Below are 16,110 nucleotides of genomic sequence, written 5' to 3'. Positions count from 1 at the left end.
AGGTGTTTATTATGATATTAATGAAAGACATTATTAGAGAAGGTCATCCTACTTTAACAACTGTTGCCAAACCGGTAAAAATGCCTGTTTCTGAAGCAGACCGTAAAATCGCATTTTCACTACTACAATACGTTATTAATTCACAAGATGAAGAGATATCAAAAAAATATGGTTTGAGACCTGGAGTTGGTTTAGCTGCGCCACAAATCAATGTTTCAAAAAGAATGTTCGCAATGCATGTTCATGATATGGATGGCAGTTTAACGAGTATGATTGTGGTTAATCCAAGAATCATCAGTCGTTCAAATGAAATTGTATTTTTAAATGGTGGGGAAGGTTGTCTTTCTGTTGACAGAGAAACAATAGGATTAACACCCAGACATCAATCCATTCAGTTTGAGGCCTATGTCTATGATTTGCAAACCAATGATTTCATCCTTAAAAAGGGTACTTTGAGTGGATATACCGCAACCGTATTCCAACACGAATATGATCATTTAGATGGCATCATGTATACTTCAAAACTATACATTGAGATTCCAAACGCAAAACCTTTATTTGAAGAAGAGGAATAAAACATGTGCTTAGGCGATTGCCTAAGCTTTTTTTACGCAAAAAAAACATCTACTTATGTTTTGGTAGATGTCTTATAGTTATTGTAGGATTTTCTCTAAAACGGATTTGTATACTTCGATTAACGATTCATAATCAAAGTGTGATTCTTCATTTAGTTTAAGGATGGCATCATTCTTTTGATATTTAACCACTTGTTTCTTGTTTTTTGAGAATAATCCAAAGAAACGTTTCTTAGGTTTTTGGTCGTTTCTATGATTCAAGTACTCGATTAAGTTAGTGTCAATTAAGGCATAGCCTTTAAAATCATCACGTTTCATTTTTTGTAAGATATCAATAATTCCTGTATTCCCATATCCTAATAATGAAGATTCTTTATCCTTATCTACATCATAAACCAATATGGATTCGATGTTCTTCTTCATGATTCGGTAGGTGGTTGTGACACTTGCCTGTAAGTTAATCAAGTGTCCACAATCAAATTGGAACTTGATTGATTTGATACTATTGATTAAGAATGCAAGTACGCCAGGTTTATAGGTATCATTCATCTTGAATACAATTTGAAAATGTTTCTTTTTGTTATCTTCGAGGACAGATTTAACAAACGCAATCAGCAAATCGTGTTGAAGATCAAAATCATCTAGTTTAGGCAAGTCCATCAATAAAATTTTCGCTTGTAAAAGCTCTGCATTATTAACCACGGAATCCAGTTGACTCTTGTCGTACTGAATAATGTGATAATCCAATTTAGCGTCCAACATAGAGATGCCCATCTTATGTTTTTTGAGTATAGATTGATACGTTTTGATTTCATCAACCGTCAAATCCTTTAACTGTTTATCGCCAAAAAAACGCATCGAGATGTGCTTAATGCCGGTTTTAATTGCTAGATTTAATTGTGACTCGAAGTCTTTATCAAAATGGTCTAAAAACGCTGTTATGTTACTCATAATCTACACCTGCCATTCGTACATGATGATGGTTCCTGCCATTGCGACATTCAATGATTCGATATCATTAGTTTTGATTCTTACGAGTTCATCTGCCATATCGATTATGGCTTGTGATACACCACTGCCTTCATTGCCTAATACGACTACGCATTTTTCAGAAGGGCTAATGGTCTTAATATCTTTAGATTTCTTTAACGAAGTTACATAAACTTTATACCCTAAAAACTTTAGTGCTTGAATGCGTTCTTTTAGAGGGGCTTTGACTAGGTTGGCATAAAAGAGATTGCCTTGAGTGGCTCTTATTGAACGCTCATGGTAATAGTCCACGGAATCAAGACTCGAAATGATGGTATTGAATCCAAATCCTATGGCACTACGAATAAGCGTTCCCATGTTACCTGGGTCTTGGATGCCATCAAGCATCAAAATCCTTTTTGAGTAAGTTGCTTCCTCTTTCTTCTTCGCAATCCCCAAGGAATCCATTGGGGTTTCTGTTAGGGACACTAGCTTCATTAATGCTTCACTGATGAGCTCACCTTTTTTATTAGGGTTAGAGGTATATAAATCCAATGAATAGCCATTCTTATTCGCTTCTTCGATTTGATGATCTCCGAAAACTAGGAATGCATTAAATTGATCTCTATATTTCTTGGTATGTAATTTTAAAAGATACTTAATCTTGTCGTTGTCTTTGGATGTGATCATTATAAGCCTCCCAAGCTTCACTTACCGTAAATCCGTATTGGGTTAAATCAATATTTGTGTTTGGACCTACTGTGATTGTAATGGTTCTATCGATAATATCATCAATAATGCCTTCAATGTCTTCCATGAAGTGTTCATTGATTTCTGCTTTTTTGATTGAAGGCGCGGTTGTCGCATTCTTTGGTGTGTATACTGTGCAGCAATCTTCAAATGGCAAGATCGATAAATCATAAGTATCAATGTTTTTAGATACCGTAATGATTTCTTGTTTATCCATAGTGATGAGTGGTCTAAAAATCGGTATGGTTGTTACAGCTTCAATGGCAACCATCGATTCGATGGTTTGAGAGGCTACTTGCCCCATGGATTCTCCAGTTACAAGCACTAAGCAATTTTTCTTCTCTGCTAGTTTTTGTGCGACCCTAAACATCATTCTACGCATCACTGTGATGGTATAACTTGGGGATACACGTTTAATGATTTCTTCATGTAGTCTGAAAAAAGGCACCATGTGTATCTTAATTTCGTGTCTTTGAGCATATAAACTCATCTTTTTCGATAAATCGATGACTTTTTGTGCAGATTCAATGGAAGTCATTGGCGTAGATTCAAAATGGATACCTTCGATTTCCAAGCCTTGTTTCATCGCATAAAATCCAGCGACAGGTGAGTCTATTCCGCCAGATAACAGAAGTAATCCTTTCCCAGCTGCACCGACTGGAAAGCCGCCCAATCCTTTAATTGAATCTAGGTATATAAAGGCTTCTTCTTCCCTAACTTCAAAATAGACAGTGAGTTCTGGATTTCTCACATCCACTTTTAGTAAATGTGATGTCTCTTTTAAAATCATTTTCGACAGTAGTTGAGAAATCTCTTGTGAGGTTAAGTCGAGTGACTTATCCACACGTTTGGTTTCTACTTTAAACGTTTTAACTTGTTTAACTTCCTTTTTTATGAGTTCAATCGCCTTTTGGGCAAGCACATCATAGTTAGGTTCTGTAGTTACAACAAAACTAAATGATCCAATACCAGAGACTCTCATAAGTCTTTTTACTAGTTCTTTTTCATCTGTATCATTAAGCACTAAGAATAAACGGTCATGACGTCTTTCTAAAACAACATTGAGATCACTGACGTTTTTCTTTAAGAGCGCAATCGCTTTTTCTCTGAATAATCTTTGATTCTTTCCTTTTAGCATTAAATCCCCGAAACGGATTAATACTTTATCATAATTTGACATATAATCACCGTTACTATTTTAACATAATTTTTTTAAAACTTTGTTATAATATAAACTAGTAACGAGGTGATTGAATGAACTTATTATTAGAAAGCGGAAAATCTCTTTTAGAGGGATCAAAAAATAATTTATCTTTATTATCAAATGCGAGTGCTTTTATCAAAGCTTATATCGAAGAGTTAAACTGGGCAGGGTTTTATTTACTAGAGGATAACAAACTCATTTTAGGCCCATTTCAAGGACTTCCAGCTTGTGTAGAAATAGACTTAGGCAAAGGAGTCTGTGGTACGGCATACCAAAGAAAAGAAGTCTTAAATGTCCCTGATGTGCACCAGTTTGACGGACACATTGCTTGTGACTCAAATTCTAATTCAGAACTTGTGATTCCCCTATTTAAAAATGGTATTGGCATTGGCGTATTAGACATAGATTCTACACTATTTAACCGTTTTGATGAAAAAACTCAAACCTTTTTTATCGAGTTCGCGAAGATAGTCGTTGACTTATATGAAATATAATTGACATTCAATTCCTTTTTGTGTATAATCATGCTTGTCGGTAAAAGCAGGCAAAAACAATTTAAGACTAGATCACTTCCCAATGGGGTTGCAAGTAACCTTCTGCTTTAGGCGAAAACGTTAAGCTGATCACCTTAAACTTTGTGAATGCATTTTTTACCACCACATACTATAAGGAGGTAAAAATTATGAGTAGATACACAGGACCATCTTGGAAGGTTTCACGTCGTTTAAACTATTCTCTATCAGAAACTGGTAAAGAATTACAACGTCGTCCTTACGCTCCAGGTCAACACGGTCAAAGAAGAAGCAAATTAAGTGACTATGGTACACAGCTACAAGAAAAACAAAAAGTACGTTTTACGTATGGTGTTTCTGAAAAGCAATTCCATAAGACTTTCTTAGAAGCTAACAAACTTCAAGGTGTACACGGTGAAAACTTCTTGAAACTATTAGAATCAAGATTAGACAACGTGGTATATCGTTTAGGTTTCGCAGCATCACGTGCTCAAGCTAGACAACTTGTTAACCATGGACATTTCTTAGTAGACGGAAAGAAAGTAGACATTGCTTCTTATCGCTTAACTCCAGGCCAAAAAGTATCCTTACGTGAAACTTCTAAAGACTTAGTTGTTATTAAACAAGCTTTAGAAAAAATGGTTGCACGTAAAGAATTCGTATCATTCGATGTTGACACATTAGTGGGAACATTCGTAAGATACCCTGAAAGAAATGAAATCTTACCAGAAATCAAAGAACAATTAATCGTTGAATTCTACAACCGTTAATCCGCACTAACTAATTAGACTAAGAGAAATCTTAGTCTTTTTTGTTTAGAAAACAAAAAAACTAGACCGAAGTCTAGCGTAGTAAGAATATTACACTGATAATGACTGCCATATAGATAATAGAAATCAACGTATACTTGGCTAAATACTCTTTAAATCTCTCTGGATATAGTTTGATCACAAACTTAAACGTAATTAAACTCGCAAGTGACCCAACTAAAGTTCCCATTGAACCCACATTAACGCCTTGAAGTAAGTTTAGCAAATAAGCTGTTGGAGTAAATGCCGATAACAGTACCGTTGCAGGTACGTTCGAAATAACTTGAGAGACTAATAGCCCTGTGAAAAATACACTGGATTCACTGGTCAAGATTCCACTAAAGAAATCATTAACGGCTTGTATTTCACCGATATTTCCAGTGAAGATGAAAAACATCGTGAATGTCAATAACAAGTGATAATCGACATTCTTAAATTCATTTCGTCCAAAAACTAATCCTATTGCTACTACTACTGGCAAGGTAACCCATTCAGGGATGACATGTAAGACGGTTAAAATACCAATCAGGAAGATGACAAAGAATATGTAAATACGTTTGTCCTTAATCTTAAATTCTTCAACAATCGGATGTACTTCATCTTGTTTGAAAATGATAAATATAGAAATGACTAAAAGAATAAACCCCGTGATTGTGATCACTGCTGTTTTTGACATAAATGTCCAAAAAGATAAATCAAAATTAGTATATAGGAAAATGTTTTGCGGATCCCCCATTGGGGTAAGCGCTGAACCCAAGTTAGCTGCTAACGTTTGTAAGATAACAATGATTAAGGCTTCTTTATGTCTATTAATCTTTGATGTTACAAACAATGTAAATGGTACAAGTGTCAATAGTACAGCATCATTGGTTAGTAGCATTCCTAAGAAGAAACTAATAAGGACGATTACAAGCGCAATCGTACGCATGTCTTTTAAATGTTTAACCATCTTCACCGCAATTACAGTGAATAGGTTTTGATGCGTCATACCTGATACTGCAAGCATTAACGTAAACATGACAATTAAGACTTTATAGTTTATAAAACTTGGATAGTCTTTAAAGTTTGGATTTAAAAAAACCGATATAAGCGCAACAATAAATGCAATTAAGAATACCTTATCTTTAAGAAAAAAATCTTTGATTTTTGACATATTATCCCCTAGTGGTGTACCTGTGGTTTTCACACCTAATTGATATTATAATCAAGTAATTTTTAAAAGCAACCAAAAAAAATAAGCGCACTCACAATTTCTTGTAAATGCGCTTAGAATTATTTGTTTAATGCAGCTTTAACTAGTGTTAAGTAGCTTGATACATCTAGAGATGCGCCACCAACTAATGCGCCATCAATGTTTTCTTTTGCAAGTAAAGCATCGATGTTTTTAGCATTAACAGATCCACCATATAAAATACGAATCTTTGATGCAACTTCACCATATAATGAAGCTAATACATCACGGATCGCTTTAATGGTTTCTTCTGCTTGTTCAGGTGTAGCAGTTTTGCCAGTACCGATTGCCCAAATTGGTTCATAAGCAACGATTGTGCTTAATGCATCTTTATCGTTTAAGTTAGCATAAGCTTTAATAATTTGGTTTTTAACAACTTCGTTTGTTGTGCCTGCTTCTCTTATCTCTAAGGATTCGCCAACACATACGATCGGTGTTAAGTCATGTTTAATCGCTGAATGAACTTTTAAGTTCACAGTTTCGTCTGTTTCATTAAACATTGCTCTTCTTTCGCTATGTCCAATAATAACATAGGCAACACCTGTAGTTTCTAATACAAGTGGAGAGGTTTCCCCAGTGAATGCTCCGTTTTCTGCGAAGTGCATGTTTTGTGCACCAATCTTTAATGATTCACCTTGTCTTTTAACTAGGTCTCTCAATAAAACGTCATTTGCACAAATAACGGTTTCAACTTCATCTCTTGAAGGCATTTCTTGATTCACAGCGTAAATGAATTGTAATGCTTCATCACGTGTTTTATACATTTTCCAGTTACCTGCTATAACAGGTATTCTATGTTTGTTCATAAATACTCCTTATCCTAAAATTGCTGAGATATCTTTAATGGCTTCTTCAGCATTTTGACCAGAGGCTACGATTCTAACGTTTTCACCTTGTGGGATAGCTAGTGACATTAATCCTAAAATAGATTTAAGATCAACAACTTTGTCCTTGTAGTGTAATTCGATATTAACAGCATACTTTGATGCAGTTTGAACGATTTTTACTGCTAGGCTAGCATGTAATCCAGTAGTGCTCTTTACAATAACTTCTTTTTCCATATATTTCACCTTTCTTTAAAACATTGGCGGCGTACTAATCCAAAGTACTTTGGCCTTTTTATTGGTGTGGTTCGTCAAGTGATGTTCCTTATTGGCTAGATAATAGAAAGTTTCACCGGTTTTCACGATGTATTTCTTCTTATTAATAACCAAAGTAACTTCGCCTTCTAAGACATAACCAAACTCTTCACCCGCGTGAGGATCATCTTCAAATGACTTCCCGCCAGGTTGGATCTCAATAATAATTGGCTCCATTTCATATTTTAACGCATTAGGTACTATCCAACTAACATTATGCTTTAAGTCACCGTTTTCCTTTTCATAAAAGTCTGATTTCTTAAATACAACTTGTTCTTCGATTTGATTTGAGAAAAAGTCACTCACATCAGTACCTAAAACTTCTAAAATTGAAAATAAAGTGTTCATAGATGGGGACGCCAAATTATGTTCTAACTGGGAAATATAGCCCTTAGTGAGTTCTAATCTATTCGCCAGCTCTTCTTGCGTCAAACCATTTTCGAGTCTCAGTTCTCGAATTTTACTGCCGATGTCCATTATTTATTAGCGACGATTTCGATACCAGGTAATAGTTTGCCTTCTAAGTATTCTAGAGAAGCGCCACCACCTGTTGAGATGTGTGTAAACTTAGATGCATATCCAAATTGGATTGCTGCTGCAGCTGAGTCTCCACCACCAACGATTGTTGTTGCTGATTTAAGATTTGCAATTGCTTCACAAACCCCAATTGTACCATGTGCATAGTTTGACATTTCAAATACACCCATTGGTCCATTCCATACAACGGTTTTAGCAGTTGCAAGAATTTCTGCGAATAACTCAACAGATTTAGGTCCAATGTCTAGTGACATTTCATCTGCTTTTATGTCAGTGATTGGGCCAACATGGCTAGCAGGTTCATTTTCAAACTTCTTAGTGAATCTAAAGTCAACTGGTAATACGATCTTACCATCCGCTTTTTCTAATAATTCTTTAGCTAAATCTAGTTTTTCAATTTCACATAAGCTAGTACCAACTTCAAAGCCTTGAGCCTTTAAGAATGTATAAGCCATACCGCCACCAATAATTACTTTGTCTGCAACGTTTAAAAGATTAGAAATTACTTCAATCTTATCGGATACTTTCGCACCACCTAAAATCGCAACAAAAGGACGTTTTGGATTGGACACTGCACCACCGATAAATTTAATTTCTTTTTCTAGTAGGAAGCCTGCGACTGTTTCTTTGATGTTTGCTGCAATACCAGCATTTGAAGCGTGTGCTCTGTGCGCAGTACCGAATGCATCGTTAACGAATACATCCCCTAATGATGCCCAGTATTTACCTAATTCCGGGTTGTTCTTAGATTCTTTTTTACCTTCAATGTCTTCAAAACGTGTGTTTTCGAACATTAAGATTTCGCCATCTTTCAAATTTGCGATAGCTTCTTCTAATACTTGACCTCTTGTTTCAGGTACAAACTTAACTTCTTTTTGCAATAGTTCTTGTAAACGTTTTGCAACTGGAGCTAATGTTGCATCTTTTTTGTCTTCGGCGCTAGCTACACGTCCAAGGTGTGAAAATAGAATTGCACGTCCACCGTTATCTACAATATATTTGATTGTAGGTAAAGCTTCAACAATACGATTTTCATCTGTGATTTCTCCGTCTTGCATAGGGACATTAAAATCAACTCTGATTAATACTTTTTTCCCAGAAACTTCAATGTCTCTGACTGTTTTTTTGTTCATATTTTCCTCCATTAATTAATATAATGATGTATAACCGACAATATTATATCACTAAGTGATAGCATTTACTAGAAAATATCTCATGAAAATGTTATCACACTAAAAGTATAAACTATCTTCCAAATGTTTAGTGTGATTAAATATTTTCTGACAAACGGACATACTTTGTTTAAATTGTTTATAAGTGATATCTATGAGTTCTGAGACATTGTTTTTAAAGAATACCAAGACCTGATTTCCCCTTTTTTCATAAGTAAAAATACTACAATAATTCACCCATATATTCTCATAGGTTCTCGGTGATTTTGTAGGAAATAAAAGAAGTTCTTGATGGATGTATATCGGCACTCTAGCATACAATTTAAACATACTTTTAGTACTTGTAACCCTTGATTCGTAACTGCATAATGCTTTTTCACATAGCAGTTTTATGATGCTTATGGATGGTTTTGAAGCTTTTTGTCTGTAATTGTCGATAAAGAGTACTGATCCTTCGCTGTTTTGCCTAATAAAAAGTATCATTTTATAAAAAGAAAAGAGACCGAAGTCTCTTACTTGTCTTTGATAACAAGACGTAATTCAGTTTCTGGGTTGAAGAAATGGCATTTGTTCATGTCTAAAGCTAGGTCAAGCTTGTCGCCAATCTTGATGTCAGCGCGGGCATCAACACTTGCACAAATGTTAGAATTGTTTACTTGAGTATAGATGTTTGTTTCAGCACCTAGTAGTTCAGCAACGTCTACTTCAATCTTTAATATAGCATTTGGATAAGTTTCTAAAACCAATTTGTCATCATGGATATCTTCTGGTCTAATACCTAAAACAACTGGTTTACCATAAAAGTCATTTTGCTTAATGATTTCAAGTTTACCTTTTGGAACTTCAAGTTTTTGATCACCAGCTTGGAAGTAACCATCTTTAGTAACTTCACCTTTGATAAAGTTCATTGGAGGTGTTCCGATGAATCCTGCAACGAACATGTTGTTAGGATAGTCATAGATTTCTTTTGGTGCACCAACTTGTTGAATGTATCCATCTTTCATAACAACGATACGGCTAGCCATAGTCATCGCTTCGATTTGGTCATGGGTTACATAAATTGTAGTTGTATTAATTCTGTTGTGAAGCTTAATTAATTCCCCTCGCATTTGAACACGTAGTTTAGCATCTAGGTTTGATAGTGGTTCGTCCATTAAGAATACCTTAGCATTACGAACGATTGCTCTACCTAATGCAACACGTTGACGTTGTCCACCTGATAAAGCTTTAGGTTTTCTGTCAAGGTATGGAACTAATCCAAGAATTGCAGCTGCTTCTTTAACTTTTACGTCAATTTCAGCTTTTGGCATTTTACGGATCTTAAGACCGAAAGCCATGTTGTCATATACTGACATATGTGGGTATAATGCGTATGATTGGAAAACCATCGCAATATTTCTGTCTTTTGGTGCAGTATCGTTGACTAAAACGTCATCGATGTAAAGTTCACCAGCACTGATTTCTTCAAGACCAGCAATCATACGAAGTGTCGTAGATTTACCGCACCCAGAAGGCCCAACGAATACGATGAATTCTTTATCTTTAATACTTAAGTTGAAATCAAATACAGCTTGAACACCATTTGGATAAATCTTGTCTATGTGTTTAAGTTCTAGTGTTGCCATAAAATCACTCCTTTTATATAGTTTAGTTGTCAACGCTTACATTATAACGAATAACCATAAAAAAAGAAATGTACAATGTGCACACTTCTTTGGTTTAAATTAGTTCATTTCGCGTCCTAATAGTACCCTTAATTGTTCATAATTGCCTACGGTAAACCCATTGGCATCCATGATAAAGGCATGGTTCCAACTATAATAGAACATGATAACATTTTTATACCTAACCAGTTTCTTGATTTCTTTATATGGTACCTTTTGACTGACTTCTTGATCGTCTACCACACAGTAAATTAAGAAATCTGTTTCATTAAACACATAATTTAGGCGATTGACCCCATTTTTGAGTTTCTTATTTACATTCATCTTCAGAAATACTATCGCAAGCACTAAGACAAATACTAAATAGATGATAGACCCAATACCTAAATAAAGCATCCCTTGAGATGTCTTCTCTCTAAACATAGATCCGATACCAAACAACGCTAAAGCACTCACAATAATCCACATCAATTCTCTTCGAATAAAATGAGATATATAAAAAGTAGATATCAATCTCTTATTATAACCAGTAGCATTTGTATACACTATTTCACATCCTTAACAAGTAGGTAAATTATTAATGCGTCTTCAAACTTTCTTAGGTCATAACCTGTTATTCTATAAAACTTATCCAGTCGATTGATTAATGTGTTTCGGTGCATATATAAGAACTTTGCTGCCTCACTAGTATTTTGGTTTTTCTCAATAAATATCTTTAAGGAATATAAGAACTCTTCGTTATCATAAAACTCTTTCAAAACCTGTTTTTTATATTTATCCTCAATATAGTCAATCATACGAGTGTAAAAGGCCGTTTTCTCACTTGAGTAAATTAAATCGAACTTAAGTTCCATCTTCTTATGAGAAACATCTATCTTTAATTCATCCACTGTGCTAAAAACACCAGACTCATATAGGTAAAGATTGCTTAACAATTCTGCATTCGTAGTGGTAATGAAATCTTTGAAGTCATACTCATGTATACTGTCTAGAATAATAAGTAAAAAATCCTCATCCTGCTTTATAGAAGCACTAGGCATCATATCTTGTAAAAGGTTTGTGATTGTTAGGACATCATCGTTTGAAACTTTGTCTATTCCTTTGATTAATAAATAGGATAATCTCATCTTTATCACTCCATTTCTATTATAACTCAACTGGGTTCAAAATGTAGAAATAAGATAATATTTAAGTATGTTATGCCCCTATGTTATAATAGTATTGGTGATACTATGAGAATTCCTAATTTCTTAAAAAAGGGCGATACAATCGGATTAATCGCACCCAGCTTTGGTGCAAATATTGAACCCTATAAAACAAGACTAGAACATGCAATCAAAAAAATAACGGATATGGGATACAAATTTAAATTTGATTCATCGGTATTTGAGTATCAATTTGGAGCTAGTTCACCTAAAGAAGCTAGAGCAAAACAATTTATGGACCTATACACAGACGATGAAGTCTCATTTTTATGGAGTGTTGGGGGTGGAGAGTGGATGATGGAGATGATTCCACTAATCGACTTTGAATACTTAAAAACATTTAAACCTAAATTTGTGATGGGCTATTCTGACAATACTCATCTAACTTTCCTAATGAATACCTTGTTAGATACGGTATCCATTTATGGACAAAACATCACAGAGTTTGGCATGAGAGAATGGGATCAATCATTAATTGAAGCCTTTGAAATCATTACTGGCAATAGATTAACCCAAGAAACCTATCCACTTTATGAAGATAAGAATACCGTTTCAGAAGATCCACTTTCAAGTTACACGCTTGTCAATAAGACTTCTTGGAATACCAATCAATTAGATGAACAGTTCTTCATTGAAGGTAGACTAATCGGTGGTTGTTTAGATATCCTCACTTTATACCCCGGTTTAAAATACGATAAGGTCTCTTTATTTAATGAAACCTATCAAAAAGATGGCATCATATGGTTTTTAGAAGCTTGTGACTTAACTGTATTTGGGATCAAGCGTGCTTTATGGCAACTCAAAGAAGCTGGTTGGTTCAACCATTTGAAAGGTATCATTTTTGGAAGACCACTAAACGGCGATCCAATTATTGATATTACACAATACAATCTAGTGAATGACTTGTTTAAGGACTATGACATACCAATTATCTTTGATATGGATTTTGGACATATAGCGCCAACATTCACAATCCTTAGTGGGGCAAAAGCAAGAATAACTTATCATAATCATCAAGGCAAAATCGAATACATCGTAAAAGAGTGATAGGCAAATGGCCTACCACTCTTTTTCTTTATCAGTCAAACACATCTTTTATTACAGTACTAATTGAATCGATTAAGGGTTCCCCTTTTTAATCTCCACCCGTATCATTATCCCCACCTATAGTTATATTATCCGCCTAGACACTCTATAATGCAAAAAACCAACATTTAATGAACAATGTTGGCATTTTTAAAGTTTTTCATAGAAAACAGCGTAAATATTAAGAAATTATCCGATTGAACCTTCCATTTCAAGCTTAATCAATTGGTTAAGTTCAACGGCGTATTCCATTGGTAATTCTTTCGCGAATGGTTCAATGAAGCCCATAACAATCATTTCGGTTGCTTCTTCTTCAGTTAAACCACGTGACATTAAGTAGAATAATTGATCTTCAGAAATCTTAGAAACTGTAGCTTCATGTTCTAACGATACATCACTATTTCTAACAATGTTAGTAGGGATGGTGTCTGAGAATGAGTAGTCATCTAGAATAATGGTGTCACACTCAACGTGTGCTTTAGCACCTTTTGCTTTTTTGCCAAAGTCAACTTTACCACGGTAGTTTACAGTGCCTCCGCCTCTAGAAATAGATTTAGAGATGATCGATGAAGTGGTGTTCGGTGCAACGTGAATCATCTTAGCCCCAGTATCTTGGTTTTGACCTTTACCAGCAAATGCAATTGAGATGGTAGTTCCTTTTGCACGTTCGCCTAAAAGTACACAAGATGGGTATTTCATATTAACGTTAGATCCGATGTTACCATCAATCCATTCCATGTGAGCATCTTCATATACAAACGCACGTTTTGTAACAAGATTAATAACGTTATTTGCCCAGTTTTGAACGGTTGTATAACGGCAATAGCCACCCTTCATAACGACGATTTCAACAATCGCAGCATGTAAAGAGTCTTTGGTATATACAGGTGCTGTACAGCCTTCAACGTAGTTAACGGATGCACCTTCATCTACTAAAATAAGTGTTCTTTCGAATTGACCCATTTGTTCAGAGTTAATTCTGAAATAAGATTGTAGCGGTTTTTTTACCTTAACACCTTTTGGAACGTAGATGAATGATCCACCACTCCAAACAGCACTATTTAAGGCTGCGTATTTATTATCAGCATATGGGATAACTGATCCAAAGAACTTTTTAACCAATTCAGGATGTTCTCTTAAAGCTGTATCGGTATCTACGAAGATAACCCCTTCAGCTTCAAGTTCAGCCATTGTAGAATGGTATACTACTTCACTTTCAAATTGTGTAGATACCCCAGCTAAGAACTTACGTTCCGCTTCAGGAATACCTAATTTTTCGAACGTATCTTTAATCTCACTTGGTACATCATCCCAGTTGTTTTCAGCTCTTTCAGATGCACGAATGAAATAAGTGAACTCATCAAAATCAATTCCAGATAAATCAGGTCCCCATTTAGGATTTTTCATTTCTAAGAACTTCTTATAGCTCTTTAATCTAAAATCAAGCATCCATTCTGGTTCTTTTTTGTATTCACTGATTGCGCGAACAACATCTTCATTGAGCCCTTTACCAGTTCTGATGACTGGAGTGTTTTCAGTCTTAAAACCGAACTTATAGTCGCCAATAATTGCGTCTATCTTCTTTTTGTTGTCATCCATTATTGATCCTCCTTATTGGATAGTAATGCTTGTTCAATTGCTTTCCAAGCGAGTGTTGCGCACTTGATTCTTGCAGGAAATTGTGCGACACCATGGTAAGCAATTGCATCTCCAAATAATACGTTTGTATCATAAGGTTCATTGGTAAGCATGTTATAGTAAGCTTGAATGGTATTCAATGCTTCTGTTTTGGTTTTGTTCATTAGGGTTAGACTCATTACGCTAGCACTTGAACAACATATACTACACCCAGTTCCCTGGTGCTTAATGTCTTTGATGTGCCCATTCTCTTCTTTGAGTTGAACTGTCATGTCATCGCCACAGCTTGGGTTGTGCATATGAACCGTGAAGTAGGTAGGATCTGTAACTAGCCCTTTATTGGCTGGGTTCTTGTAGTGATCCATAATGACTTGACGGTATAAATGTTCTAAATTATTCATGAGTATCTCCTTTAAAAGGCTCCAAAGAAACGAACAGCTTCTTTGACGCTATCGACAAATACATCGACATCTTCTTTCGTATTATATATATAAAATGTTGCTCTCAGCGTGGCGATTTGTTTTAACCATTTTGTAATAGGTTGCGCACAATGATGCCCGGCTCGAATACACACTTTATTTTTGTCAAATATGCTTGCCGCGTCGTGTGGATGAACGTCAACTACGTTAAACGTAACAATTCCAGTTTCTGCGGTTTTATTGTAAATCTCTATGCCTTTAACTTCTTCTAGTTTATGAATTGCATAATCATGTAATGTTTTAACATGTTCATGAATGGCATCAAACCCAATACTGGTTATGTAATCAAGCGCTCTAGCTAATCCAATCGCACCACTAATGATTGGTGTCCCTGCTTCAAATCTATAGGGAGCATCTTTCCATGTTGCTTCAAACTTATCCACTGTCTGGCTCATATCTCCACCAAATTCAATCGGGTCCATTTGATTTAACAGGTGTCTTTTTCCATAGAGCACACCGATCCCTGTTGGTCCACAAAGCTTGTGTCCAGAGAAGGCAAGGAAATCGGCATTTAAAGCCGTTACATCTATTTTCATATGTGGGGCTGCTTGTGCAGCATCAACGACCACAATGGCACCTTTTTGATGTGCTAAGTCAATGATTTCTTTGATTGGGGTAATATAACCCATCACATTAGAAACATAGGTTAATGCAACCACTTTTGTTTTATCAGATAATACTTTTTTGAAAGCCTCAACTGTGATTCTTCCTTCAGTGTCTAACTCAACATACTTTAGTTTAGCTTTGGTTTTCTTAGATACATGAAGCCATGGAAGCATACTAGAATGGTGTTCTAATTCACTTGTAATGATCTCATCTTCTTCGGTCATTTTGTCCAAATAGCTAGACGCGACTAGGTTTAAAGAAGCCGTTGTGCCACGTGTGAATACAATTTCTTCAAATTTAGCATTGAGGAATTTAGCAACCGTGTGACGTGCTGATTCATATAGGTCTGTGGCTTCATAAGAAAGGCCATAAACCCCTCTATGAACATTGACACCCAGTTTTGAGTAATAGTGATCCACAACATCAATGACTTGTTTAGGTTTTAAGCTTGATGCGGCTGTATCCAAGTAGACTAGGTCTTGATTAGTTTCGTATATGGGGAAATCTTGACGTATTTTCTTTACATCTAACATA

Annotated in this window: 19 protein-coding genes; 4 read left to right on the top strand and 15 right to left on the bottom strand. The window is 35.4% G+C overall.

Translation table 11 applies throughout. From position 1 onward, the window contains the following. The first annotated feature begins 11 nt into the window (after positions 1-11). Entirely contained in the window at positions 12-575 is a 564-nt protein-coding gene (gene def / locus JN09_RS03710; protein ID WP_204432793.1) for a peptide deformylase, read from the top strand. Between the two features lie 78 nt (positions 576-653). On the opposite strand, the gene JN09_RS03705 is transcribed toward def, so the two are convergent. From JN09_RS03705 to thiI, 3 genes are read right to left on the bottom strand one after another with little or no spacing between them, the layout of a single operon-like run. After that, positions 654-1,526 carry an IolE/MocC family protein gene (locus tag JN09_RS03705; protein WP_204432792.1) on the bottom strand — a complete coding sequence of 291 codons (873 nt, stop codon included), beginning with the start codon at positions 1,524-1,526 and terminating at the stop codon, positions 654-656. A gap of 3 nt (positions 1,527-1,529) precedes the next feature. Next, a complete protein-coding gene (locus JN09_RS03700; protein ID WP_204432791.1) occupies positions 1,530-2,234 on the bottom strand; it encodes a TrmH family RNA methyltransferase in 705 nt (234 codons plus the stop codon). Continuing rightward, positions 2,203-3,474, bottom strand: coding sequence for a tRNA uracil 4-sulfurtransferase ThiI (thiI, locus tag JN09_RS03695; RefSeq protein WP_204432790.1), 1,272 nt, complete (start codon positions 3,472-3,474; stop codon positions 2,203-2,205). Before thiI ends, JN09_RS03700 begins: the two co-directional genes overlap by 32 nt. Positions 3,475-3,548: 74 nt before the next feature. On the opposite strand from thiI, the gene msrC reads away from it, so the two are divergent. Continuing rightward, positions 3,549-3,992 (top strand): free L-methionine (R)-S-oxide reductase MsrC, encoded by a 444-nt coding sequence (msrC, locus tag JN09_RS03690; protein WP_204432789.1) that lies wholly within the window; start codon positions 3,549-3,551, stop codon positions 3,990-3,992. A 188-nt stretch (positions 3,993-4,180) separates the two neighbouring features. Continuing rightward, positions 4,181-4,780 (top strand): 30S ribosomal protein S4, encoded by a 600-nt coding sequence (gene rpsD, locus JN09_RS03685; RefSeq protein WP_204432788.1) that lies wholly within the window; start codon positions 4,181-4,183, stop codon positions 4,778-4,780. A gap of 73 nt (positions 4,781-4,853) precedes the next feature. Here the strand turns inward: rpsD and JN09_RS03680 are convergent, their stop codons facing one another. From JN09_RS03680 to JN09_RS03640, 9 genes are all read right to left on the bottom strand, one after another. Beyond that, entirely contained in the window at positions 4,854-5,972 is a 1,119-nt protein-coding gene (locus JN09_RS03680) for an SLC13 family permease (protein ID WP_204432784.1), read from the bottom strand. Between the two features lie 119 nt (positions 5,973-6,091). Further along, positions 6,092-6,856: a triose-phosphate isomerase gene (gene tpiA / locus JN09_RS03675; protein WP_204432783.1), complete on the bottom strand. Its 765-nt coding sequence runs from the start codon at positions 6,854-6,856 to the stop codon at positions 6,092-6,094. 9 nt (positions 6,857-6,865) lie between these two features. Continuing rightward, positions 6,866-7,111, bottom strand: coding sequence for an HPr family phosphocarrier protein (locus tag JN09_RS03670; RefSeq protein WP_204432782.1), 246 nt, complete (start codon positions 7,109-7,111; stop codon positions 6,866-6,868). A gap of 15 nt (positions 7,112-7,126) precedes the next feature. Beyond that, positions 7,127-7,666: a cupin domain-containing protein gene (locus JN09_RS03665; RefSeq protein ID WP_235985179.1), complete on the bottom strand. Its 540-nt coding sequence runs from the start codon at positions 7,664-7,666 to the stop codon at positions 7,127-7,129. Beyond that, on the bottom strand, positions 7,666-8,859 hold the full coding sequence (locus JN09_RS03660; RefSeq protein WP_204432781.1) for a phosphoglycerate kinase: 1,194 nt from the start codon (positions 8,857-8,859) through the stop codon (positions 7,666-7,668). The genes JN09_RS03665 and JN09_RS03660 overlap by 1 nt, the downstream gene beginning before the upstream one ends. A gap of 99 nt (positions 8,860-8,958) precedes the next feature. Continuing rightward, positions 8,959-9,381 carry a competence protein ComK gene (locus tag JN09_RS07710; RefSeq protein ID WP_204432780.1) on the bottom strand — a complete coding sequence of 141 codons (423 nt, stop codon included), beginning with the start codon at positions 9,379-9,381 and terminating at the stop codon, positions 8,959-8,961. A 29-nt stretch (positions 9,382-9,410) separates the two neighbouring features. Further along, complete coding sequence (locus tag JN09_RS03650; RefSeq protein ID WP_204432779.1) at positions 9,411-10,523, bottom strand: ABC transporter ATP-binding protein; 1,113 nt, start codon at positions 10,521-10,523, stop codon at positions 9,411-9,413. A 99-nt stretch (positions 10,524-10,622) separates the two neighbouring features. Continuing rightward, complete coding sequence (locus JN09_RS03645) at positions 10,623-11,018, bottom strand: YcxB family protein (RefSeq protein ID WP_204432777.1); 396 nt, start codon at positions 11,016-11,018, stop codon at positions 10,623-10,625. 89 nt (positions 11,019-11,107) lie between these two features. Next, the gene (locus JN09_RS03640; RefSeq protein ID WP_204432775.1) at positions 11,108-11,689 is read right to left on the bottom strand and encodes a helix-turn-helix domain-containing protein; all 582 of its coding nucleotides are present in this window, start codon (positions 11,687-11,689) and stop codon (positions 11,108-11,110) included. Positions 11,690-11,794: 105 nt separating this feature from the next. On the opposite strand from JN09_RS03640, the gene JN09_RS03635 reads away from it, so the two are divergent. Further along, positions 11,795-12,814 (top strand): S66 family peptidase, encoded by a 1,020-nt coding sequence (locus JN09_RS03635; RefSeq protein WP_204432773.1) that lies wholly within the window; start codon positions 11,795-11,797, stop codon positions 12,812-12,814. A gap of 228 nt (positions 12,815-13,042) precedes the next feature. On the opposite strand, the gene sufB is transcribed toward JN09_RS03635, so the two are convergent. Genes sufB through JN09_RS03620 form a run of 3 tightly spaced genes read right to left on the bottom strand, consistent with a single transcriptional unit; the run spans position 13,043 to position 16,109 of the window. Next, positions 13,043-14,452: a Fe-S cluster assembly protein SufB gene (sufB, locus tag JN09_RS03630; RefSeq protein ID WP_204432771.1), complete on the bottom strand. Its 1,410-nt coding sequence runs from the start codon at positions 14,450-14,452 to the stop codon at positions 13,043-13,045. Beyond that, positions 14,452-14,892 carry a Fe-S cluster assembly sulfur transfer protein SufU gene (gene sufU / locus JN09_RS03625; protein WP_235985178.1) on the bottom strand — a complete coding sequence of 147 codons (441 nt, stop codon included), beginning with the start codon at positions 14,890-14,892 and terminating at the stop codon, positions 14,452-14,454. The genes sufB and sufU overlap by 1 nt, the downstream gene beginning before the upstream one ends. An 11-nt stretch (positions 14,893-14,903) precedes the next feature. Further along, positions 14,904-16,109 (bottom strand): aminotransferase class V-fold PLP-dependent enzyme, encoded by a 1,206-nt coding sequence (locus JN09_RS03620; RefSeq protein WP_204432765.1) that lies wholly within the window; start codon positions 16,107-16,109, stop codon positions 14,904-14,906. Between the last annotated feature and the right edge of the window lies 1 nt (position 16,110).

Source organism: Paracholeplasma morum (genome assembly GCF_016907055.1).
In the GTDB taxonomy this organism is placed as follows: domain Bacteria; phylum Bacillota_I; class Bacilli_A; order Acholeplasmatales; family UBA5453; genus Paracholeplasma; species Paracholeplasma morum.
The sequence above is the reverse complement of the archived record's forward strand: the minus strand, read 5'-3'. Positions and strand labels throughout refer to the sequence as shown.

Coding starts and splice junctions, on each gene's coding strand:
- def (WP_204432793.1), top strand. CDS start 12: ATGATATTAATGAAAGACATTATTAGAGAAGGTCATCCTACTTTAACA.
- JN09_RS03705 (WP_204432792.1), bottom strand. CDS start 1,526: ATGAGTAACATAACAGCGTTTTTAGACCATTTTGATAAAGACTTCGAG.
- JN09_RS03700 (WP_204432791.1), bottom strand. CDS start 2,234: ATGATCACATCCAAAGACAACGACAAGATTAAGTATCTTTTAAAATTA.
- thiI (WP_204432790.1), bottom strand. CDS start 3,474: ATGTCAAATTATGATAAAGTATTAATCCGTTTCGGGGATTTAATGCTA.
- msrC (WP_204432789.1), top strand. CDS start 3,549: ATGAACTTATTATTAGAAAGCGGAAAATCTCTTTTAGAGGGATCAAAA.
- rpsD (WP_204432788.1), top strand. CDS start 4,181: ATGAGTAGATACACAGGACCATCTTGGAAGGTTTCACGTCGTTTAAAC.
- JN09_RS03680 (WP_204432784.1), bottom strand. CDS start 5,972: ATGTCAAAAATCAAAGATTTTTTTCTTAAAGATAAGGTATTCTTAATT.
- tpiA (WP_204432783.1), bottom strand. CDS start 6,856: ATGAACAAACATAGAATACCTGTTATAGCAGGTAACTGGAAAATGTAT.
- JN09_RS03670 (WP_204432782.1), bottom strand. CDS start 7,111: ATGGAAAAAGAAGTTATTGTAAAGAGCACTACTGGATTACATGCTAGC.
- JN09_RS03665 (WP_235985179.1), bottom strand. CDS start 7,666: ATGGACATCGGCAGTAAAATTCGAGAACTGAGACTCGAAAATGGTTTG.
- JN09_RS03660 (WP_204432781.1), bottom strand. CDS start 8,859: ATGAACAAAAAAACAGTCAGAGACATTGAAGTTTCTGGGAAAAAAGTA.
- JN09_RS07710 (WP_204432780.1), bottom strand. CDS start 9,381: ATGATACTTTTTATTAGGCAAAACAGCGAAGGATCAGTACTCTTTATC.
- JN09_RS03650 (WP_204432779.1), bottom strand. CDS start 10,523: ATGGCAACACTAGAACTTAAACACATAGACAAGATTTATCCAAATGGT.
- JN09_RS03640 (WP_204432775.1), bottom strand. CDS start 11,689: ATGAGATTATCCTATTTATTAATCAAAGGAATAGACAAAGTTTCAAAC.
- JN09_RS03635 (WP_204432773.1), top strand. CDS start 11,795: ATGAGAATTCCTAATTTCTTAAAAAAGGGCGATACAATCGGATTAATC.
- sufB (WP_204432771.1), bottom strand. CDS start 14,452: ATGGATGACAACAAAAAGAAGATAGACGCAATTATTGGCGACTATAAG.
- sufU (WP_235985178.1), bottom strand. CDS start 14,892: ATGAATAATTTAGAACATTTATACCGTCAAGTCATTATGGATCACTAC.
- JN09_RS03620 (WP_204432765.1), bottom strand. CDS start 16,109: ATGTTAGATGTAAAGAAAATACGTCAAGATTTCCCCATATACGAAACT.